A 21,969-nucleotide genomic window follows, 5' to 3' on the forward strand; every position below is an offset into this window, starting at 1 on the left:
GTCGTCGCATTATTTAGTGCGATACTCAGTGCGATACTCAGTGCGATCGCCCTTGCGCAAGCAAACATCGTCATGTCACACAGCAGGATCGGCTCGTTCCTCTGAAATATTGTCGCGTTACTCGGTGCGATCACCCTTGCACAAGCAAACATCGTCATGTTGCAGGGCACGATTGGCTCGTTCCTCAGAAATATAGCTGCATTCACCTGGATTAGGGCGGGGACATTTTGGGTGGCGCGCTCCGCGCGCCACCCAAAATGTCCTAAAGAAATTGAATCCGGCTATATTGTCGCATTACTCAGTGGGATAACGGTTGTACAAATAAACATCATCATGTGGCGAGGCGCAATCAACTTGCCGTTTTGCGCGATCGTTATGTTGCTTTGTGCAAGAGCGATCGCGCAAAGCAAGATCGTCGTGATACTCAATGCGATGGAACTGGCTGTCATCTGAGAAGGCTTGCTATCCCAACTCTCGCTGATCCCAGGCTTTCATCTTGCCCGGATTGAGTAACCCGTAGGGATCAATCGCCTCTTTAAACTGAAGCTGGATCGGATCGATCGCCTTCCGACCGCCATCTTCTAACACATAGGTATGGGGATTGGCGATAAAGGCTCCTTGATCTTCGTGGTACTGGATGATCTCCTGGAGGCGATCGGGCGTGCTGAACCGGACAATTTGCAGGGCAGCAGGCAGGGCAGTGCCGTTGGCGCGCAGAAACTCTAGATGCATCATCACCTCATCGCCATAGTGGTGATACATATGCTCCAGCAGCTTCAGGTCTTTGTCGGGCGGGAATAGGGTCTGTAGATAGGTAAGGGAAGGATCGACGCTGCGGGCGTGCAAGGTCGTGTGGTTCCAGGTGTACTCGCACAGCATCGTGCCTTTGCTGGCTTCCTGTGCCGACTTTTGGTAGACCACCGTGCCGTTGAATTGCTTCACCAGCTCACCAAAGGGTTCCAGGCTAGATTCGGCAATCATCAGCAGGGCGCAGTGGCTGTCGGGTGGAATGACGCTCTTGAGGGCAGCAAAATAGTTGGCGATCGGTGCTGCATGAATAGAGATTAGCTTTTTGATGATGCCGTCGGAGTCGCTGAGGGTTTGCCCAAATCGAGCTGCCGTCATGAAATCCGCAAAGGTGACAATCACTTCTGCCCAGGCGTAGGCGGCACCGAGGGGAATCTCTAGCTCGGTAATAATGCCGTTGGTGCCGTAGGCATGGTTCACCTTTTGCACCTCGTCTCCCCGCAGCTCAATCACGCGTGGCTGGTCTTCCATCGTCACCACCCGCACGGCGTTAAGGTTGCCGCGATCGCGCAATTGTCCATAGGTAATCGAGCCAATGCCGCCGCTGCCGCCGCTAATGAAGCCGCCGATCGTGGCTGTTCGGTAGGTAGAAGGAGCCATGCGGATTTCCCAGCCGATTTCGCGGGTTTGTTTGTCGATCGCCGATAGCTTTGCCCCTGGCTCGACGCAGGCGATTCCGGGCTTCATCCACTTGACGGCCTGCATTTTGGTCATGTCGAGAATTACGCCTCCCTGAAGCGGCACGCATTGACCGTAGTTACCTGTGCCTGCCCCCCGGACGGTCAGAGGAATCTTGTGCCGGACGCAGAGTTCCGCCACCTTCAGCACTTCTGCTTCGCTTGCCGGACGCACGACCACGTCGCCCACTTTGTCGCTCAACAGCAGCACCAGGATGGGGCTGTAGGTGTAGTAATCCTTCGAGAGTTTGCTGACCTGAGCCGGATCGCGGATGACTTCGATGCCCTCTAGCTCTGTGGCAAATCTGTCCCAATCCAATGCATTCCAGTTAAGTGCGGCTACTGTCATTTGGCTAATCTCCATCCATTAAGCTAAGAGATACTATGACACTACGGCAAAATCTGTATACTGCCGCATCTTAGGCTCATGGAATGCCAGCACGGTATTGGAGGAAACGTTTTTGCAACTGGCAGCGCAGTGGCAACGAGAAACTGGAATACTGCCAGTCGATGGTAGGGCTGCGAGGGACAATCGCGTTTGCAGTTGAATATGCGATCGCTATCAGGGCTGATCAACACCGCAAAACACTCAACACCACCTTTCGCTTATCCCTTTCACCACTTCTGCAATTACAGTAAACTCCATACCAGCCTTGGAAACTGTTGAAACGATCGCTCTACAATGAGCATAGTAGAGACACGAAGCGCAAAATTAGATGAGTACCAAAGAACAGTTGCTTAACGAACTTAAACACGCGCCCGATGCAACAGTTGAGGAAATTCTCGATTTTTGCCTTTTCCTCAAGCAACGGCAGCAGGCGAAAGCAGAAACATCTGCTGCTTCAGTTCCACAAACCAATGGCATCCTGGATCTGTTGAAACAAGTTGAAGCAATTCAAGCTCAAGTCCCACCGGGAGAATGGGACAAGCTTCCCCATGACGGTTCCATCAACCACGATCACTACCTCTACGGTGCGCCCAAAGTTGAGGAATGAAAACCGTCTTTGCCGATACAGGATATTGGATTGCACTGCTCGCTGAAGAGTCGCCCGCTCGAACTGTTATGATTTATCACGCGATGAGTTTGTCATTGTCATACCGTGCCGTCCACAGTGCAGTCCCCCTCTCAACTCCCGTCTGACCTGCCACCTGACAAGCTGGCCTTTGTCGATCGCGCCCTAGCCGAACGGCAGCAAACCCAGCGTTGGCGATCGCTCCAGTCCATTACGCCCCTTGATGCGGTACGGGTGCTAAAAAACGGGCAAAAACTGCTGAATTTTAGCTCTAATGATTATTTGGGATTATCGAAACATCCCGCCTTAATTGCCGCTGCACAGGACTACACAGCGCGATACGGGGCGGGTTCGACGGCTTCGCGGCTGGTGACAGGCACCTACGACATTCATCAGCAGCTAGAGGAGAAACTGGCGATCGCCTGTGGACGGGAAGCTGCATTGCTGTTCAATTCGGGCTTTCAGGCAAACGTTTCGCTGTTGGCATCTTTGCTGGATTCGCGGTCATTGGTGCTGTGCGATCGCCTGATTCACAACAGCCTGATTCAGGGCATTCTGGCTAGCCAAGCTCGGTTTATTCGCTATGCTCACAATGATTTGAATCATCTGGAAAAGCTGCTGCATCAGGCAGGGGATTACAGCCGCGTGGTAATTGTCACCGAAACTGTGTTTAGTATGGATGGCGATCGCAGTGACGTTGCTACGCTCGTCAACCTGGCAGAGAAACATAATGCCATTCTGTATCTTGATGACGCTCATGCGCTGGGTGTTTTAGGTCAAGATGGCATGGGTTTGGCGGCTCATCAGGAGGGGGCAGATATTGCGGTCGGCACCTTTGGGAAAGCGTTTGGAGCATTTGGCGCGTTCGTCACCTGTTCCCACAAGCTGAAGGATTATTTTGTGAATTGCTGTGGTGGCTTCATTTACACCACGGCGTTGCCGCCTGCTGTGATTGGCGCGATCGCCGCCGCATTAGAGCTAATGCCAACCCTGGAGCCAGAGCGTCAATACCTGACTCAATTGGCAGACTATTTGAGAACTCAGCTGCATCAGTTGGGCTACGACACGGCAGGTTCAGATTCGCAGATTGTGCCGCTGATGGTGGGCGATGCAGGGAAAACGCTGCGGCTCGGTCAATGGCTAGAGGAGCAAGGCATTTTAGCGATCGCCATTCGCCCGCCCACGGTGGCTGAAGGAACCTCACGGATTCGGCTGGCGCTCTCTAGTCAGCATCAGCGAGAGCAAATCAATCGCTTAGTTAATGCGATCGGTGAGTGGCATGAGTGACAAAGCTGAAGTGATTGCCTATCATGGCTGGGGTTTTGACTCTACCTGCTGGCAATCGTGGCAAGCGAAATTTGAGCAACAGAACTTGCAATTTCAAGCGTTCGATCGCGGCTACTTTTGCAATCCCGTTGAAGTTAAGTTTGGGAAATCGACAAAAATTCTGCTGGCTCACTCCTATGGGCTGCATCTTTGTCCAATCGCGCATCTACAGCAGGCAGACTTGCTAATTATCTTCAGCAGTTTTTCCGAATTTCATCCCCGGCAGGAATTGTTGAGGCGACGATCGCAAACCATTCTCAGGATCATGCTAGATCAGCTAGAGAAAGATCCTCGGTTCGTGTTGCAGAACTTTCGATCGAAGTGCTATCTTCCTCAACCTGAAGAAACAGCAGAATATAAGTTCTATAATTTAGAGCTGTTAGTCAGCGATCTGAAGAACTTAGACAATTCTTCCATTGCTTTCGCCAAATTAGAGCAAATTCCTAAGATCATCTTTCATGGAACTCAAGATCAAATTGTTTCATCCAGTCAAAGTAAAACGTTATTGAAGTCATTAGGAGACAATACTGAATACATTGAGATTCCTGATTCAGGTCACGCCCTGCCCTTCACTCATTTTCACACCTGTTGGTCAATCTTAAACGCTACTCATGCTGCCTATTTCTCGTAATCTTCAACAAGCTCAGGCAAAACAAGCGATCGCTTCTCACTTTGGGCAAGCCGCAGCCGCCTACCATGGTGAAGCACAGATGCAAAGAGACTGTGCAAAACAGCTGCTTAGCTACTTATCTCAGCCGTTAATTCTGCCACCTGGAAAGATCCTTGAAGTGGGCTGTGGAACAGGTTTTATTACGCAGGAACTCGTTCAGAGTTTTCCCGATCGATCATTGGAAATTACCGATCTATCGGCAGAAATGCTGCAATTTTGTCGGACTCATTTACAGACGCTACAGCATAACTTAATTGAATTCCGACAACTAGATGGGGAAGCGATCGCTTCTGCTTCTCCCTATGCCATGATCGTCAGCGGCTTCACGATTCAATGGTTTGCTGATCCGATCGCAACTCTGCAAAATTGGCGATCGCAGATTCAGGAGGGAGGCATTTTGTTGATCTCATTTCCGACTTGCCAAAGTTTTCCGGAATGGAGACAAATTTGTACGGAGCTGAATCTACCTTTTACGGCTAATCCCTTGCCTGATGCAGAGACAGTTTGGACGGCTCTCGCCCAAGGGTTCAGTCAGTATCAAACCTACGAAGAAAACATTAGATTGACGTTCAATAGCGCGTCTGATTTTTTCAGAAACCTTAAGGCGATCGGGACTGGATTTAATTCAACAGGAAAGCAGCTATCCCTTTCACAAATGCGGCGATTAATTGAATATTGGGATAGCCAAACCAAGCAAATTGCTCAACCTATCACAATACATTTTCACGTTGCGTTTGGAGTTTTACAGCGGTGAATTCACTCTTTCCCAAACAGTTCTTTGTCACTGGAACTGACACAAATGTCGGTAAAACCGTTGTTTCTGCAATGCTGACTTTAGGGCTAGGAGCGGCATATTGGAAGCCTATTCAATCTGGACTGGAACCTATCACCGACACTCATTATATCCAGAAAGCAACTCAGCTAGACTCCTTTCACTTCTTGCCAGAACGCTTTCTATTACCTGAGCCGCTGTCTCCCCACGCATCAGCAGCGATCGCCAAAATTCAAATCAATCTATCTGATTTTCAGCTACCCACGACATATGAGAAACCGCATTTAATTGTCGAAGGTGCAGGGGGTTTATTAGTGCCTCTAAACCAGCAGGATTTGATGATTAACCTAATTCAAAAACTAAGCCTACCCGTGTGCTTGGTCGCTCGCAGTTCGTTAGGCACAATCAACCATACTTTACTTTCAATTCAGGCATTAAGACAGGCAGAAATTCCTATTTTGGGCGTAATTATAAACGGGGCAAAAAATCAAATTAACCGAGAGGCGATCGCCCACTACGGCAAAGTTCCCATATTGGGCGAATTAGATGTTCTGAATGAAATTAATCCCGCTACACTCAAGAGATCTTTCCACGAAATGTTCGCCGATTTCTGCCATGCACCCTAATCTTTGGTATCCCTACACCCAAGCTAAAACCGCGCCTGAGCCGCTGAAGATAAAATCAGCTCAGGGGATCTGGCTGCAATTGGAAGACGATCGCCAAATTATGGATTGCATTTCGAGCTGGTGGGTGAATCTTCATGGACATGCCCATCCCAAAATTGCTGAGGCGATTTATCAGCAGGCAAAAACTCTAGAGCAGGTGATTTTTGCCGGGTTCACCCACGATCCGGCAGAGCAGCTTGCCGAAAAGCTGGTGAGTAAATTTCCCACAGGTCTAACCCGCGTATTTTACTCAGACAATGGCTCAACCGCCGTTGAAGTCGCGCTAAAAATGGCGTATCAATACTGGATTAACCTAGGGCAAAAGCGATCGACCTTCCTGGCGTTTGAGGGAGCCTATCATGGCGACACCTTTGGGGCAATGTCCGCAGGTAAATCTCTGTTCACCGAAGCATTCACCGATCTATTGTTCGATGTCGACTATCTGCCGTTCCCAGAGACTTATATTGACGATCGCAGTGCGATCGAACGAGAGCAGCAGATCTTAGCGTCATTGGAGAAAAAGTTGAGTCAGGATGGCGATCGCTACGCTGGATTCATCCTAGAGCCGCTTGTGCAGGGTGCAAGCGGCATGAGAATGTGCAGACCTGAATTCTTACAAAACCTCTGCTGTATTGCTCAGCGCTTTAATTTACTGGTTATTTTTGATGAGGTGATGACAGGATTTGGACGCACGGGTGAGTGGTTTGCCTGCGCTAAGACAAGTATTCAACCTGACATCATCTGTCTATCTAAGGGATTAACTGGAGGATTCTTACCGATGGCAGTCACTGCCTGTTCTGAGCAGATTTATGATGCGTTCTACAGCGACAATCCAGCGAAAACTTTGTATCACGGACATAGCTATGCCGCAAATCCCCTAGGCTGTGCGGCGGCATTGGCTTCTTTTGAGCTAACTCAGTCGTCCGAACCTATATTTCGTGGTATGGAAGCAAATCATACTGAATATCTAGCTAAGTTTAAAACGCATCCTAAAGTCGAAAAAATCCGTGTCGCTGGCACGATTGCCGCAATGGATCTAGTCACCACCCATGAACCTGGCTACCTCAACACTATTTCACTAGATATCAGACAAAAAGCGATCGCCAAAGGTCTACTGCTTCGCCCATTAGGTAACGTTCTCTACCTGATGCCACCCTACTGTATCGCTGACGAAGAATTGGCGATCGTCTATCAGGGCATTGAGGAAATCTTGAACGACCTTAGCACAGTCGCTTGACACGATCATCTTGACTCAGTAGATCGAAATTAGGGTTTTGTGGCGCGCTCCGCGCGCCACAAAACCCTAAAAGCTGGATTTCAAAGGCGCTCCACGCCTTTGAAATCCAGCTTTTAGAAAAAATAGGAAGACTTTGCGATCTACTGTGACTAAGTGAATTCGCCTGACGGTATGATGCAAAGCACAGGATATGATGCAAAGCATGTTGCAAAATTTTAGAACCGCGATCGCCCATGCTCAATTCATCTTCCATACCCACAAGCCTCGAACGTCACGATTGGACAACTGCCGAAATCCTAGACATCCTTCAGCAACCCTTGCTTGAGCTGGTCTACCGTGCTCAGACTGTTCACCGCCACCACCACCCGCAAAATGACATTCAGCTTGCGACCTTGCTGAGTGTCAAAACGGGCGGCTGCTCCGAAAACTGCGCCTACTGCCCGCAGTCGGCACAATATGAAACGACGGTAGAAAAGCAGCCGATTTTGCCTGTGCCAGAAGTTTTAGCTGCCGCTCAGCGGGCAAAAGAGGCGGGTTCCGATCGCTTTTGTATGGGCTGGGCATGGCGCGAAATTCGGGACGGCAAAGCTTTTGAGGATATGCTGGAAATGGTGCGCGGGGTGCGATCGCTGGGTCTGGAGGCCTGCGTCACAGCCGGAATGCTAAACGACTCCCAAGCACAGCGCCTCGCTGCCGCCGGACTCACGGCATATAACCACAACCTGGACACCAGCCCCGAATTTTACGATCAGATTATTACCACTCGCACCTATGGCGATCGACTCCAAACGTTAGACTGTGTGCGGCGGGCGGGCATTACGGTTTGCTGTGGGGGTATCATTGGTTTGGGCGAAACCTTGAGCGATCGGGCGCAAATGCTGCAAGTGCTAGCAACTCTGACTCCTCACCCTGAAAGCGTCCCCATTAATGCCCTCGTCGCGGTTGCCGGAACTCCTCTTCAAGAACAGCCGCCGATCGATCCACTAGATTTAGTGCGGATGTGTGCCGCTGCCCGAATTCTCATCCCCAAAGCCAGGGTTCGCCTTAGCGCCGGACGCAGTAGCCTCACCCGCGAGGCTCAGATCTTGTGCTTTATGGCGGGAGCAAACTCAATTTTTTATGGCGATAAGCTTTTGACCACCGGAAATCCTGATTGCGATGCCGATCGCCAGCTGCTAGAAGAAATCGGGGCGATCGGGAGTCCCCCAGAGAGTACCTGCAAGGGTACCCATTTGGCTCCGTAATTTGATTTAGATAATCTGATTAACTCTATAGTTCTTCCTTCAGACTTATCTATCATGTTCACAGTAACTCAAGTTCAAGCGATCGATCCTATTCTTCAAATCGGTTCTCAAGGTGAAAAAGTTCGTCAACTGCAGGCGCTCGTTAATCCAAGAATTCTTGTTGCGGATCAAGTTAAAGTGGATGGCGTATTCGGCAGTAAAACTGAAGCAGCGGTTAAGATAGTGCAATTCCAATTTCTTCTAGAACAAGACGGAATTGTTGGAGCTTCAACCTGGAAATCTCTACGCGCCAATGCCCCTGTTGGGATGCCTATTCTCCGTCGGGGCATGGTTAGCAAGCAGGTCGGCATCGTTCAGGAATTGCTGAAAGTAGGCAATTTCTACGCAGGGGCGATCGACAATGCTTTTGGCATAAAAACTGAAGCAGCCGTGAGAGCTTTCCAGAAAGATCGGCAGCTAACGGCTGATGGTGTGATTGGCGATCGCACTTGGAAAGCCCTCAGCAATTTTGCGACTTTTCTTTCTATTGATTAATTGAACCATTGATTAATTGAACCATTGATTAATTGAAAACTTGTCGGCGTTGCTGATTTCATATGTGATTTTTTTGGAAAGGGGCGCCCCTTTCCAAAAAAATTCATACCCTCGCTTTATTTCACGTAGGGTTTTGCACTAGATCATCCAAATCGGCATAATCAGGCAGCGTCCTGTCGATCGCCCTCCCCTGACGCAGAACCACGCGATCGCTCTGGGGACGAGCAAACAGTTCGCTATAGTGACGAGCTTTGAACAGCACCAGATCGGCGGGTAACCCTATGCCAATTTGAGCCATTGCAGACAGCCCCATTAACTCGGCTGGAGTTTGGGTAACGGTGCGGCACCAGTCGCCATAGGGGGCATCAAAGTGAGCAATGCGGGTCGCCTGAGTCAAGACCTCTACCATGTCATGATCGCCAAATCCATAAAAGGGATCGCGGCAGTTGTCGCTAGCGACCGCCACCGGGATGCCGCTGTGCCTCAGCTCATGCAGTAGCGTCACACCGCGCCAGCGAGGCGTATGCGTTGGGATGTCAGCTGGGTAGGGCATCAAGTCAGGAGAGGCGGAAGAGAGCGTTTGGGCAAAGTGTTGGGAGGCTTGCTGGTTGCGATCTTGTAGATAGAGGTTGCACATGGGAAGGCTGACGATGCCGATTCTCGCTTCTTTGACAAGATCCATCGTTTTTTTCACTTCGTTGGGTGGCTGCACCGCAAGACTACAGCAGTGTCCACAAACAATTTGGTTTGTGAACTGGTGGCGGATAGCGGCAGAGGCAACATGACGCAGAGTAATTTCTTCAGGGTCGCCGCTTTCGTCGGTATGGAAGTCGAGGCTTAACCCACGATCGATCGCCATGGCAAAAACGCGATCGAGCTGGTGATCTAAGCGCTCATTCATCAGCACTAGACCGCCCAATACTCCCCCTGATGCCGCAAATAAATCGGCAATCTTTTCGCCCTCCGACGTTTCAAAGCTTTCCAATGGTAAGAGCGAAACGGCTTGCAGACTCAGCCGCCCTTGCCACTCGGTTTGCAACATTTTCAGGGCTTCTAGGCTAACGATCGCCTGTCCCTCTAGGGAATCAATATGGGTACGAATCGCCTGAGTGCCATGGGCGTAGCTGCACTTTAGCCCAAACTCCATCCGGCGATAGACATCTTCGACATTCCAGTTTTTTTGTCGATCGGTTTCCACGGTTGTCAGAGCGTTTTCAAATGTGCCCTGTAGATTAGGCGCTCGTCCCCAGGTATGCCCTTTGTCCAGATGGGTGTGCATATCCACAAAGCAAGGAAACACAATACCCTGACGGAGGTCAATTGTTTCCACCTGGCTATCGGCAGGAATCTGGCTGTGGGCAGGAATAACTTGAGCGATCGCCCCTTCTCGAATTTCGATATCTATACAGGACAAGCCCTCAAAGGTTTGTTGAGCGGCGATCGCTGCATGGGGCTGATGGAGAAGAGCCACCGGAATATGGGCGTTTCTGATCCAGTAGTGGCTAGAAGCAGGCGGGGTAGATGGCATGGGATGACTCTAGAGATGAAGACTTTAGTAGTAGAAGTAAAGATTTTAGTTTTCTCGCTTGACCGCACTTTCATGCCAGTTACGCAAAATCTGGTCAGATAGGAGCGTGAGGAGCAGAAAAATGGCGACCCCCAAAGCGGTCGTCATCACTAGAGCTGCAAACATACGCGGGATTTGCAGATTGAAGCTGGAAATCAAAATTTGGTAAGCAATGCCCGATCGGGTTCCTCCCGTCCCAGCGACAAATTCTGCCACAACCGCGCCGATAAGAGCCAACCCGCCGCTGATCCGCAGTCCGCCCAAAAAGTAGGGCATGGCGCTCGGCAGACGCAGGTAGCGTAGCGTTTGCCAAGGCGAGGCTTTGTAGAGCTGGAACAGGTTAGCTAGATTGTGATCAGCGCTCTTCAGACCCAGTGTGGTGTTAGAAAGAATGGGGAAAAAAGCCACAATCCAGGCACAAATGACGAGCGAAACGAAGGTAGAGCTTTCGTCGGGCACAACGCGCCGCACCCAAAGAATAATCAGAGGGGCGATCGCCACAATCGGCGTGGTTTGTAGGATGACGGCATAGGGAAACAGACTCCGCTCGATCCATTTGCTCTGAGTAAATAGAATAGCAACTAACAGACCTGACACCACTGCTGCAATAAAGGCAACGATAGTAATCTGTAGCGTGATCAAGAGCGATGGAAATAGCGTATTCCAGTCGGAAACCAGCGTTTGTGCGACTAACAGAGGCCCCGGCAGCAGGTAGGGCGGCATATGGGTGACTCGAACCGCTATTTCCCACAGAACGAGTACCAGAATGCCGACCGTGAGGGGAGCTATCACGTCTGCCGAAAGCAACGGCTGGGCAGGTCTATGGCGATCGTCTTCCCTGAGCGCCGTAGATTTAGAAATGGGAGTAGAGGTGCGGTTGAACAAGTTCACGATGAGAGCGCCAAGAATTAGGTCTATCCTAGCGCTCTTCGTCGTCCTCTCAATGCTCGGCGATAGGAGAGATTTGAGGCGTTATCAGTTTTATAGATGTTTTTTGAAAGGGGCGCTGAGCGCCCCTTTCAAAAAACATCCTCAGATTTAGCTCATTGGATGCTGCTTATCTGTAATAGGCTGGCTGCCGCCTGTGACATCAAAATCTTTAGCCGTGACACCTAATGCTGCTAATCCGCCAATATTGATAAATTTGCAGAGTTTGACGATGAAGGCATTATTGCCCCCAAAAGCCTCTGGTGAGAATGCTACAAAACCGCTGAGGGCTAGGACAATGCCAATCGCCGTAGTTTTCCAGCTTTTACTCACGGGTTGAGTCACGCCAGGTTTAGACGTTGCAGCAGAAGCTGAAGCAGATAGATTTGACATGAGAATCTTCCTCTGATGGGTAAGGAGGTTGAGCTGTTACCGATGATGACTTAATTGATGACTCAATTATGGAATAGTGAATGGAGCGATCGCATTCCCTCGTCGGGTATTTTGCGAATCCACTTACAGAACAATTAGTCCAGCAAACTCAGCTGCGAAAAGTCAGCAGGACGCTTCTCTTTTTTATCCTTCTTAGGAGAACGACGCGATCGCCCCTTCTGCGGCAGAATATTCACATGGGCCGTAAACCAGGTACGCAAAGCCTGAGCCTGAGCCAAATCTAAGCTCTCCAAATCCAGCGGGGTCGGGAAAAGCTCTAGATTTGGCATCGTCGCCCATTCTACCTCGCTACCCGGAAAGCGATCGCTGCCAAACGGAGTCATAAACTCCGGCAGTCTTGCCAAATAGGGCACCACATTTTTCTGGTTCAGGAAAGTTTGACGCTGACGTTCAAGCTGCTTCACCCGCCGCTGACGAGCCGACTTGTAATCCAAAATGGGTGAAGGATAGTTTCCTAACAGCGGCGGCGGTGTGCCAAGCTGCTCTGGCGAAAGGTGAGCCACTTCAGGCACCCAGCGCTTGATGAATAAACCCTCTGGATCACAGCGATCGATCGCCACCTGTCCAGGGTTATAAATGCGCGTCCAAGTTTTGTCTACACAATGGGTCACGCCTGATTGCATTGCCCATTGATAGTGATCGATCGGACAATCGCCATCAATCAGATGCCGCATGAAGTGCAGTGCCCCATATCGCCAGTCTATTCCCAAAAGATTGCTCAGAAAGCTGGAATGGAGGGCGCGCACTCGAAAATTGAGCTGCTTCCAGCCGCCTGTCTCTTGCAGGCACCGCGCTGCTGCATCCACGATAGGAAACCCGGTTTGTCCGGTTTGCCACGCTTCATAAAGCGCCTCGTCAAACTCCCAGCCTTCTTCATCAAAGATAGTGTAGAGCGATCGCAATTCCAACTGTGGCAAGTAGCGGAACCGCTGAGCAAAGCCGCTGCCCCACCGCAAACGTGAGATCAGCTGCTTGCGACTCCGCTGCACCTTGAAACTATCTGAAGACTTGAGCTGTTGAGCCGTTTGGTAGCATTCTCGAATAGAAATCGCGCCAAATTTCAGATGGGGACTGAGTCCCGTCGTGGCTTCAGCACCAGGGTAAGACAACTGCCAGTAGTAGCGATCGACTTTTTCATCTAGAAATTCCTGCAAGATCTGACGGGCAGCGGCAGTTCCGCCAGAGGGAATCGGCTTTGAGTCAGGAATCAGCTTCAGATCTGCCAGCGAAGGCAAAGGCTCGCTGTGAATACTTGGCGGAGTCTGAATGCGATCGGGCGTTGGCGACATTTCCTGACGCATTTCGGCAAACCAGAAATCTCGATACTGCGGATAGGCAATCAAATCAGCCACGCCAGCAGTCGGCTCAAACCAGCGGATTTTCATCTGCTGCTCTGCTAAGGCGCGATTCAGCCTTGCATCTCGCACCCGCCCATAGATCCTCTCATAGTCAATGTGGGCATAGATTCCCTCTGCTTGAGTTTCACGCACTAGATGGGGCAGCACCTCTGCCGGGTCGCCGGATCGCAGAATTAGCCGACCGCCGTGAGCTTGCAGATCTCGATCCAGGCTTGCTAGGCATTCCAGCATAAACGCTACCCTAGCTGGAGCAGTCTCAGGGTGGTGTAGCAGAGCGCGATCGAATATAAACACTGGAATTACCGCTCCCCGGAGCGCCGCCCGATAGAGCGGGGCATGGTCGGCAATCCGCAAATCTCGCCGAAACCAGACAATCGTGCGATTCATAGTCTTAATCTGGCAAGCGAATTTGGCGAGCTAATCGGGCAAAGCCGTACCGATTCTAGGGTCACGAATGTATAGGCCTAAAGTCAGGGATCGCAACACTTCATCCCAAACGGGAATCAAGCGATCGGCATCATCTGCCCAATAGTCTAAGGTGATCAAGCACTGCACGTTTGAGCCTAAGCCAATGCAGATTCGGGAGAAAGCCTCCCGATTTTCTGGCGCATCAATAAACTTAATTTCTGTCCAGACAATCCGAGCGGTTTGGCGTTTAACCGTCACGATATCCGCTTTGGCAATTACATTGCGCTCATCGTCATCAACAATTTTCCGCAGCGTAGACTGAAGGGGAAACCCTGCCCAATCTCCTTCTGGAAGCCGATTGAACGACACTTCTAGGCGGCAATCATCGTCGGGAGGCTGGCGATCGAGAAACTTAAAGGATTTATCATCTGGCTGAAAGATCCAATCCTGCGGCACGTCAAAACGAACTGCACCGCGATCGGCGACAAAAATCTTATAGCCCGGATTGGACTCCCAACGATGATCGTCTTCAAGTTCAAACGTTTCTTTAATCCACTGAGGATCGTGGTTTTTTTGCTTTGCCATAACGGGATTACCACCTCTCAAAGCCCTTCAGACCTTCATTATAGTGGGCTAGCCCAATCTGAATGGACGTGTTTTGGAACATTGTGCAACCTGTCTCAGGACACTATTCCTTTTTGGAAATGCTTCCCGCTAAAAATATGAGCCTCACGTTAGAGGGTATCGTTTCCTAAATTTGCCACATTGGTAATCAAAGCCAATCTTAAAAACGGGGTAAAACTCATGAAAAATCAGCTAATCAGCTGCTTGGGTGCAGCATTAATGGGATTAACGGTGGGGACGGTTCCTGCCTCCGCTCAAGCGATTCAACTAGGTGACGGCCTTCAAATTAATTTGGGTAGACAAGGGTCTGAGCTGCGCCCACGTGTCTCCTCTGATGGCGATCGAGTCAACGTTGAAATCTATGAGCAGCCTAATCCAGAAACCCGCGTCAGGATTTCTAATGAGGGTCTTGATGTGCGGGAAGTTCAGCCACAGTCGGAGCAAAGAATAGAACTTTCGGTGCCCCTAGATCAAAATTAGGCTCAGCTCAGTGAGGTTCTGATTAGCAATGTCTTCGCAGTATCAGAAGATCCCTCAGTATATTGACAGAGATAACTCAACTGTTTTCTTATCAACCGCTTTCTTGGGAATTACTATCCTGAACGTTGATGCGGAAGGTTGGTGAACTGTAGTTTTGAGATAAGTAATTTGTAGGAATGGTCGAGTGGTTGCCGTCCCTAAGGGCTGAGTAAGTTGGAGACAAGATCTCAATGCCAGCCTGATTGCAATGATCCTGAATGTTTTGATACAGCTCTGAGTAAATTATTGGCATAATGTCGGGTCGATCGATATGAACGTTCAGCTCATAGCTAACGTTAAAATCATTCAACGCGGTCTGCAACACAAACGATCGTGGTTCTGGCAAGATATTTTCTGTTGCTTTGGCAGCTTCTATGAGAACTTGGTGGACGGTTCTCCAGGGCACGTCATATCCTAGCGTAATCGTAGTATGCAGAACTAGACTATTTTCAGATTGACGCAGAGCAGCGCTCATATTAATTACGCTGCCATTCAATACCGCCGCGTTGGGTAAAGTCGTGATAACATTCTTGGAATTGATCAATCGAGTCACGAATAAGGACTTTTCGATGACTTCGCCTGTTACATCTCCAATCTGAATCATGTCACCTACTCGGAAAGCACGAGTGTAAATCAAAATGATTCCAGAAACGACGTTGGAAATAGCGGAAGAAGATCCTAGCGTGAATAGTGCCCCTAGGAAAAGAGAAACACCTTGAAATACTGGAGAACCAAATCCAGGGAGATAGGGACCAGCCACTACGCAGGCGATCGCAATAATTAAAAATGTTACGAGACGTACCGTAGGTCTTGTCCACTCTGGATAAAACCAAGGATAGGCATCTCCTCGCCCTAGCTCAATAATTGCAAGCTTGGCGAACCCGATAATGTAATACGTCACGAATCCAATCACGACGATCGCAATCAGATTAGGTAAATACTGCACAAACGACTGAGCTAACTGATTAGTGCGGTAGGTAATGTCACCAAAAACTTGATTGCTAAAGGCTCTTGTCGTAGGAAACTGGCTAAGAATAAACGGAAGGTAGAGGTAAAATGCCGCTAAAGTCAGCGCTAGCTTACCGAGGCGAATTAAGGTCTTGAGCAGATAATCAGTTGCGTTTGATCCGAGCAGGCGAGAGGTGCCGACGCGCAACCCTAGTCGATCTTGCTTGTGAGCTTCCCTGATTCTAGAAAGCAGTTTTCCGAAGATGAAATGTTGACCTCGCAGAAACAGCAGCAAGGCGATCGTGCTAAGGGCTGCCAAGCTAATGTTGATCATTAGCGTCTTGAAACTGCGCTCCTCTCGATATTGGGCGATCGCACTTCTAATCTTTCGCAATGCTTCTGCAGCTAAGGCTTGACGTGACTGATTGTTCGCCTTAGCGTCATTGTCTCGAATAGTCAGAAGGGTTAACTTATCGGCTTTGAGAATTGAGCCATCTGGCTGCTCGTCAACGGTAATGGATTCTACCGAAACAGAATTTTTGCTGGCAATCTGCTCCAATCTATCACCAATAATTTTGGCGCGTTCTTGAGCCGAAACAACGTCAGCTACGCCTTGTCTAACCCAAAAGATCGGCTGATTGTTGAGCATGACTGGATAACCGTCAATTTGATTTCCAGATGGCTGATTTCCAGACGGGCTGATTTCTTGAGCAAATGCAGGAAAGCCAATGAGGGCGATCGCAACCAGCAGAATCAGTCCATTTTGCACATACCATTTCAAAATGCTGCTTACAAGATTAGCCATTTCTCATCTAGTCGAGATTTTACCTCTCACTCTACCGTAGATGATTTTTTGGCGTTGCTAGTTTTATGTATGATTTTTTTGAAAGGGGGCGCAGAGCGCCCCCTTTCAAAAAAATCATAGCCCGACATCTTATTGTTAAAGAGGTAATGTTGGGCAAGCGCCCGATTCTGCTCTCAGGTAGCGATTGCATTCTTCAGGAGTGAGCTGACGAAGGCTACGATCGCGGGCAAGTTTTAGCAACATCTCCCAGGTACCTGCCCAAAGATGCACTTTTCCATCCTTAGTTCGAGTAGCGATGTACTGTCCATCCGGGCTAAAGTTTGCCTGCAAAAGAGGAATCGGCGGCTTGTCTTCAAACCCAGGACGCAAATGAGACTGCTTGTGCCCAGTTCGAGCATCCCAGACGATCGCTGTCCCATCGGCGCTGGCGGTCACAAGCGATCGGCCATCTGGACTAAACTCAGCATCAAATACTTCTGCCCCATGCCCGGTTAGCAAAAACTTCAGCTTGCCCGTTTTTCGGCTCCACACTCTCGCCCTGCCATCCCAGCTTGCCGTAGCTATATGCTGACCATCGGGGCTAAAGCTTGCGCCATTAACTGCATCGGCATGACTCAAGATCTGAATTGCTTCACCAGAAGCAATCTGCCAAATCTGCACAGTGCGATCCCAGCTCGCGGTGACAATCTCTCGACCATCCGGGCTAAAGCTTGCCCTTTGTATCGTTGCTTTATGACCCTTAAATACTCTCAGCAGTTGTCCAGTTTGTGCATCCCATAGGCGCACCGTTAAGTCGTCCCCTACACCCAATATTTGACGACCATCAGGGCTAAAACTAAGCTGGCTAATGCTGAGAGGTTCACCGCCAGGGCTACTGAGCTGAGAGCTGCTGGGCTTCACAACTTCGCTGAGCGCCGCATTCTGTCCTGGAATCAATCGCCAATTGCGAATTTTTAGTATCGGCGCTGTAGAGCGATCGGGCTGCATAGATTGAACGTCCATCTGCCCTTCTGCTGTAGCAGTAACAATGTGCTGCCCCTCTGGGCTAAACGCGACTCCACTCAATCGGCTGTTTAAAGAACGGCTGTTCAATGAGGGGCTGAGAACACTTCCAGGTAAGGCTGTATAGGCATTGAGAGCCGCGATCGCTCCCTCATGCTGAATCGCGCTTGGGTTTTGTGCCTCTGCCTTTGTCGGTTCCGCAGACTCAGTTTCAGCAGATTTAGGTGCAGCGGAGGACAGCATGGATAGCCCACTTGGCGATCGCTGCCCCATTAAAGCGGATAGGTATTGCCAGATGCGCTGGGGTTCCATAATAGCGCTGTAGCTCGGCGAAACCGATGGCGGTGTTGGGCTAGGAGAAGGAGCATCTGCCAGGATTTGCCAGTTTTGTAGCTTGCCGTCAGGAGTAACCGTCATTAAACGAGTGGCGATCGGGCCGTGTTCTGGACGGTTTAACCCCTGCTCTGTCGCAGGTTGAGCAGCTTTCTCTGTGCTGGCTGGCAAAAACATTGACCATTCTGCCATGGCGTTAGGCGGATAGATGGTAGGCAATTCGCCACCCGCCTCTGTGGCCCAAAGTTGGACGATGCCGTTGGCATTTAGGGCTATGTAGGTGCCATCTGGACTAAACTCAGCTGATTCCAAAACACCGTTGCTCTGCATTGTGCTCACCTGCTGCCCGGTTTGGGTATTCCACAAATAGACCTGTTCTGAGGAGGGTACAGCAGACCCCTTCGTGATTATCAACTGACCATCGGGACTAAATTGCAGCAGCGAATTCCCCAGTGAGTTTGCCTTTGCAGAGTGCGGCGTTAGAATCAGCTCAGCTTGCATTTGACCCGTCTGAAGATTCCAGAGCCAGGTTTGCTGAGGGCTAGCGATCGCCAACAGGCTCTCATCTGGGCTAAATTGCAGTTGGGCTGGGGGCTGGGGGCTAAGGGTCGAAGGATGGGCAGGTGTGAAAGTTTGACGGAGTTGCCCCGTAGCGCTCCACAGCCTAACTTTGCCATCGGTGCTGGCGGTGGCGATAGAACTACTGGGGCTGAATTTAGCACAGGTAATGGGGCTAGGCAGCACAAGAGGCGATAGAGCCTGAAGTTTTAACTGCTGCGCCGGATCAGCCGTGAGTCGCCAGAGTTGCACGGTACTCGCTGATCTGGTCGCTGATGGAGCGCTGCCCGATTCAGCCTGAGCCACGTCGCCCTGTAAGGCTGCCAGAAACATCTTTCCATCGGGGCTAAATTGCAGGCTTACAATGTCGCTAGATTGAGGCAGACGAGCTTGCAGTTGTCCGGTGTCAGCCCGCCAGAGTGAAATTGAGCGATCGCTCTGTGTCGCAACCCATTTGCCATCGGGGCTAAACATAACCTGGTTTACCGGAGCCAAATTTGTGAGTTGGAGCAGCACCGTTCCGGTTTCTACTGACCAAACCTTGACTAGCGGTGAGTTGTGAGCGATCGCTGCCACCTGCCTACCGTCAGGACTGAAGGCGATCGCCCTAATGCCTGTCTTATCGCCCTTTGTGTTATCGCTCTCTGTCTTACTGTTATTTGTTTTGTTACTGTCTGGTTTACTTATTTCGCTACTCTCTGTTTGACTGCTGCTTACTTCGCTATTCCTCAGCTCTGACCATGAGAGAGTTTTAATAGGCTTCAAGGGGCTGTTTAGAATGGTTTGCGCATCGATCGCCCAGAGGCGCAATCTACCATCAGCTCCTGCAGTGGCTAAATGACGGCGATCGGGGCTAAACGCAAGCTGATGCACGGCTCCTTCATGCCCCTTCAGCTCAAGCTGAAGGCGTAGATCCTGTAGCGCTGCACGGAGGCTAGATTGAGTTTCATAATTGGCACCGCCAGACTCTGCGGCCAAACGGCTGACCAGCAGTGCCGTCATCGGATCGCTGGAGCCATCTTGCAGAATGGTTTGAGCGATCGCCGCTCGCTCGCGGGAAGTCGCAAGCTGAATCTGATGATCTTTTTCTGCCTGCCAATGAAGTGTGCCGCGATACTGGTTCAGCACGGCTGCCAGCGCAATCAGCAAAACCGTAGGCACCGCAATTTGCAGCTGTCGCGACTCTCTCCTAGCACGGCGGGTTTCGGAGTGGCTTGCGGCAATATATCGCTGCGCCAACGCCGATAGCTCCTGGGGATAGGTGCGCTGAAAATCTTCGGCATCTCTGAGCCGCAATCCATTCATCAAGAACTCTCCTGATGGTTGCCCAGCACTACCCCACTCCTGAGCCGCCTGTTCAATCCGCCGCATTCGCCGCAGCATTTCTCGGTTCTCATCCAGCCAGTTCCGGAGCAGCCCCCAGTTGCGAATCAGCGTTTCATGGACAACATCAACCATTTCTCCAGTCAATTGCTTGTCTAAAACAATGGAGCTGCCGATCGCCGTAGAGCCAATCTGATCTTGTTTCTTTGGAGCTTGCCATCCTCTTTCACAGCTTGTGACGACGAGCTTTGCAGCCACCATCTTTTCTAGCACCTGCTCTACGAGCGCAGCAGGAAAAACTGAGCTGACCAATTCAGATTTCATCACTCGACGACGAGTATCTTCTGTACCCTCACCAAGCTGCGTCAGCGCTAGGAAGATTCGTTTGGCTACCGTTTGCTCCTCTAGAGTCAGCTGAGAAAATACTTCAGTTGCACGCTTTTGCAGCGTTCCGCGCATTCCGCCTAGTTCCTGATAGGTATCTAGGGTGAGTCGGGCGACGCCACCCTCCAATCCGGTGCGGCGATGGTTCCAGAGTTCCAATAAAGTGTATTGCAATAGCGGCAGTTCACCGGGTGCGCCAATAATATCTAGCATCATGTTGTAAACCAAGCTTGGCTCACAAACTAACCCGATCTTTTGAGCGGGCTTAAGAATCGTCGCCTTAATTTGCTCATACTTCAGCGGATTCACGACCACCCGATGCTGCTCAATTTTGTGGGCTAAGCCTTCGTAGAGCGCACACTTAGATTGAAAGTCAGATCTTAGGGCGATCGCCACGCTGAGGTCGCTATCGGTTGCTTCTAATGCCCCCATCAAGCAGTTGAAAAACTGCTGCCGCTCTTGCTCAGCACGAGAACCTCTAGACAGAGTAAAAGCCTCTTCAAACTGGTCAATAATCAGCAGCATTCGAGGGCGAATTGCTCCTGACACAGCACTTGACATCGGTAAGCTAGCCTGGACAAGTTGAGCTAGACCCCGACCACCATCTTGTAAAAAAGTCTCGGCACGTCGAAGCTGCTCAGCCCGCTCCAGATTGCCCAAATTGGAATCAATAAAGGCATTCGCCAGACTTTTGAGAGGATGTTCGCCTGGAGTCAGAAACTTGATCTGCCACTGGAGCGGCGCACGTTGCTTTAAGGTCGCAACCAATCCTGCTCGCACTAGAGAGGATTTGCCGATGCCTGAAGCTCCGACGATCGCCACAAAGCGATCGCTCTGAAGCTTGTTCACTAGCTCTGCTGTTAGCTCTTCTCGTCCAAAGAAGTATTCGCTGTGGGTTTCATCAAAACATTCCAGACCGCGATAGGGGCAAATCGGGCTGGATTTGTGGACTTTGGGGATGATCGACTGTCCGCCTACGCCTCGCGTCAAGATAATCTCGCTGCCAGAGCTTTCAAATAGAGGCTGCTGAATTTCGCTCTTGAGTTTGTGGCTTACCCAGTCTGTTAGAGAGTGGCTGGTGACGGTGCCTGACTCTACCCGACTCGGATCTAACCCCGTCAGAATGGCTTGAGTAAAGATGCTGTAAGGACTTTCTAGCGATTCATAGGCTGTTTCATATTCGCGAGAGGCTGCCATAAATAGGCGATCGGTGCCGGGACGTGCGCCCGGATCTGCCTCCAAGAAGTGAAGAAATTCACCGCTGTGGCAGCAGTCTAAAATGACGATGCGCTGACGCACAGGGCTTTCCTGTAGCAGCCGCCGCAGCCAAAATAGCGATAGACCGTAACTACCCTTATCAGGATTAGAATCGCTTAGCGCTAGATAGCCTTCCTGAATACCTGCCTCACGCTGAATGCCATGCCCAGAGAAATAAAACAGAGCCGTGTGGGGAATAGTATTGCCTTTAGGCTTAAACAAATTAATCAGCGAAGATTCCAACTCACGCAGCGTAATGGTCGTTTTTTGACCCACTTGAGGCTTACCAGCCTGAATTACCTCTGGCAAACGATGAACTCTAAATTCCCCGTAGGTGTGAAGCTGCTGGGCGATCGCCTCTGCATCGCTTGCAGGGGCTTGCAAGCCAGACATGAACTTGTAGGTATTAATTCCAACAACCAGAGCGTCCCGTGACATCAATACACCTCATCCAAAACCATTTGATGCTTATAAGTTTCTTGCTTGTGAGTTTCTTAAATCCGAGACTGCAAGAGCGTAAAGTCTACTTGATAGAGCAATTCATAATAAATAGGCAGA

At 50.3% G+C, this 21,969-nt stretch carries 19 protein-coding genes; 10 read left to right on the forward strand and 9 right to left on the reverse strand.

All coding sequences use genetic code 11. The features are described 5' to 3' along the window. The first annotated feature begins 156 nt into the window (after positions 1-156). Positions 157-453, forward strand: coding sequence for a hypothetical protein (locus AC5JMP_RS21950; RefSeq protein WP_495853627.1), 297 nt, complete (start codon positions 157-159; stop codon positions 451-453). Positions 454-462: 9 nt separating this feature from the next. Here AC5JMP_RS21950 and AC5JMP_RS21955 read toward each other — a convergent pair whose 3' ends face one another. After that, positions 463-1,833, reverse strand: coding sequence for an FAD-binding oxidoreductase (locus tag AC5JMP_RS21955; RefSeq protein ID WP_495853628.1), 1,371 nt, complete (start codon positions 1,831-1,833; stop codon positions 463-465). Between the two features lie 367 nt (positions 1,834-2,200). Between AC5JMP_RS21955 and AC5JMP_RS21960 the strand changes: the two genes are divergently transcribed. From AC5JMP_RS21960 to bioA, 6 genes are all read left to right on the forward strand, one after another. Then, the gene (locus AC5JMP_RS21960) at positions 2,201-2,479 is read left to right on the forward strand and encodes a hypothetical protein (RefSeq protein ID WP_495853629.1); all 279 of its coding nucleotides are present in this window, start codon (positions 2,201-2,203) and stop codon (positions 2,477-2,479) included. Positions 2,480-2,596: 117 nt separating this feature from the next. Next, positions 2,597-3,784, forward strand: coding sequence for an 8-amino-7-oxononanoate synthase (gene bioF / locus AC5JMP_RS21965; protein WP_495853630.1), 1,188 nt, complete (start codon positions 2,597-2,599; stop codon positions 3,782-3,784). Then, positions 3,777-4,454, forward strand: a complete 678-nt coding sequence (locus AC5JMP_RS21970) for an alpha/beta fold hydrolase (protein WP_495853631.1) — start codon at positions 3,777-3,779, stop codon at positions 4,452-4,454. The genes bioF and AC5JMP_RS21970 overlap by 8 nt, the downstream gene beginning before the upstream one ends. Further along, positions 4,435-5,247, forward strand: a complete 813-nt coding sequence (locus tag AC5JMP_RS21975) for a methyltransferase domain-containing protein (RefSeq protein ID WP_495853632.1) — start codon at positions 4,435-4,437, stop codon at positions 5,245-5,247. The genes AC5JMP_RS21970 and AC5JMP_RS21975 overlap by 20 nt, the downstream gene beginning before the upstream one ends. Then, positions 5,244-5,891 (forward strand): dethiobiotin synthase, encoded by a 648-nt coding sequence (bioD, locus tag AC5JMP_RS21980; protein ID WP_495853633.1) that lies wholly within the window; start codon positions 5,244-5,246, stop codon positions 5,889-5,891. The genes AC5JMP_RS21975 and bioD overlap by 4 nt, the downstream gene beginning before the upstream one ends. After that, entirely contained in the window at positions 5,881-7,167 is a 1,287-nt protein-coding gene (gene bioA / locus AC5JMP_RS21985) for an adenosylmethionine--8-amino-7-oxononanoate transaminase (protein ID WP_495853634.1), read from the forward strand. Before bioD ends, bioA begins: the two co-directional genes overlap by 11 nt. On the opposite strand, the gene AC5JMP_RS21990 is transcribed toward bioA, so the two are convergent. Continuing rightward, on the reverse strand, positions 7,151-7,420 hold the full coding sequence (locus tag AC5JMP_RS21990; protein WP_495853635.1) for a hypothetical protein: 270 nt from the start codon (positions 7,418-7,420) through the stop codon (positions 7,151-7,153). The genes bioA and AC5JMP_RS21990 overlap by 17 nt on opposite strands. Between AC5JMP_RS21990 and bioB the strand changes: the two genes are divergently transcribed. Continuing rightward, positions 7,401-8,411 (forward strand): biotin synthase BioB, encoded by a 1,011-nt coding sequence (gene bioB / locus AC5JMP_RS21995; protein ID WP_495853636.1) that lies wholly within the window; start codon positions 7,401-7,403, stop codon positions 8,409-8,411. The genes AC5JMP_RS21990 and bioB overlap by 20 nt on opposite strands. A 54-nt stretch (positions 8,412-8,465) precedes the next feature. Next, the gene (locus tag AC5JMP_RS22000; RefSeq protein WP_495853637.1) at positions 8,466-8,945 is read left to right on the forward strand and encodes a peptidoglycan-binding domain-containing protein; all 480 of its coding nucleotides are present in this window, start codon (positions 8,466-8,468) and stop codon (positions 8,943-8,945) included. Between the two features lie 121 nt (positions 8,946-9,066). Here the strand turns inward: AC5JMP_RS22000 and AC5JMP_RS22005 are convergent, their stop codons facing one another. From AC5JMP_RS22005 to AC5JMP_RS22025, 5 genes are all read right to left on the reverse strand, one after another. Then, the gene (locus AC5JMP_RS22005) at positions 9,067-10,473 is read right to left on the reverse strand and encodes a cytosine deaminase (RefSeq protein WP_495853638.1); all 1,407 of its coding nucleotides are present in this window, start codon (positions 10,471-10,473) and stop codon (positions 9,067-9,069) included. Positions 10,474-10,518: 45 nt separating this feature from the next. Further along, positions 10,519-11,319, reverse strand: a complete 801-nt coding sequence (locus AC5JMP_RS22010) for an ABC transporter permease (RefSeq protein ID WP_495853693.1) — start codon at positions 11,317-11,319, stop codon at positions 10,519-10,521. Positions 11,320-11,550: 231 nt separating this feature from the next. Continuing rightward, on the reverse strand, positions 11,551-11,832 hold the full coding sequence (locus tag AC5JMP_RS22015; protein WP_495853639.1) for a hypothetical protein: 282 nt from the start codon (positions 11,830-11,832) through the stop codon (positions 11,551-11,553). A gap of 134 nt (positions 11,833-11,966) precedes the next feature. Continuing rightward, positions 11,967-13,637 carry a cryptochrome/photolyase family protein gene (locus AC5JMP_RS22020; protein WP_495853640.1) on the reverse strand — a complete coding sequence of 557 codons (1,671 nt, stop codon included), beginning with the start codon at positions 13,635-13,637 and terminating at the stop codon, positions 11,967-11,969. Between the two features lie 30 nt (positions 13,638-13,667). Continuing rightward, positions 13,668-14,243: an Alr1449 family protein gene (locus AC5JMP_RS22025; RefSeq protein ID WP_495853641.1), complete on the reverse strand. Its 576-nt coding sequence runs from the start codon at positions 14,241-14,243 to the stop codon at positions 13,668-13,670. Between the two features lie 219 nt (positions 14,244-14,462). Between AC5JMP_RS22025 and AC5JMP_RS22030 the strand changes: the two genes are divergently transcribed. Then, positions 14,463-14,762: a hypothetical protein gene (locus AC5JMP_RS22030; RefSeq protein ID WP_495853642.1), complete on the forward strand. Its 300-nt coding sequence runs from the start codon at positions 14,463-14,465 to the stop codon at positions 14,760-14,762. A gap of 91 nt (positions 14,763-14,853) precedes the next feature. Here the strand turns inward: AC5JMP_RS22030 and AC5JMP_RS22035 are convergent, their stop codons facing one another. Beyond that, positions 14,854-16,554 (reverse strand): mechanosensitive ion channel family protein, encoded by a 1,701-nt coding sequence (locus AC5JMP_RS22035; RefSeq protein ID WP_495853643.1) that lies wholly within the window; start codon positions 16,552-16,554, stop codon positions 14,854-14,856. A 135-nt stretch (positions 16,555-16,689) separates the two neighbouring features. Then, positions 16,690-21,849: an nSTAND1 domain-containing NTPase gene (locus AC5JMP_RS22040; RefSeq protein ID WP_495853644.1), complete on the reverse strand. Its 5,160-nt coding sequence runs from the start codon at positions 21,847-21,849 to the stop codon at positions 16,690-16,692. Positions 21,850-21,969 lie beyond the last annotated feature (120 nt).

It is taken from the genome of Drouetiella sp., assembly GCF_059504425.1.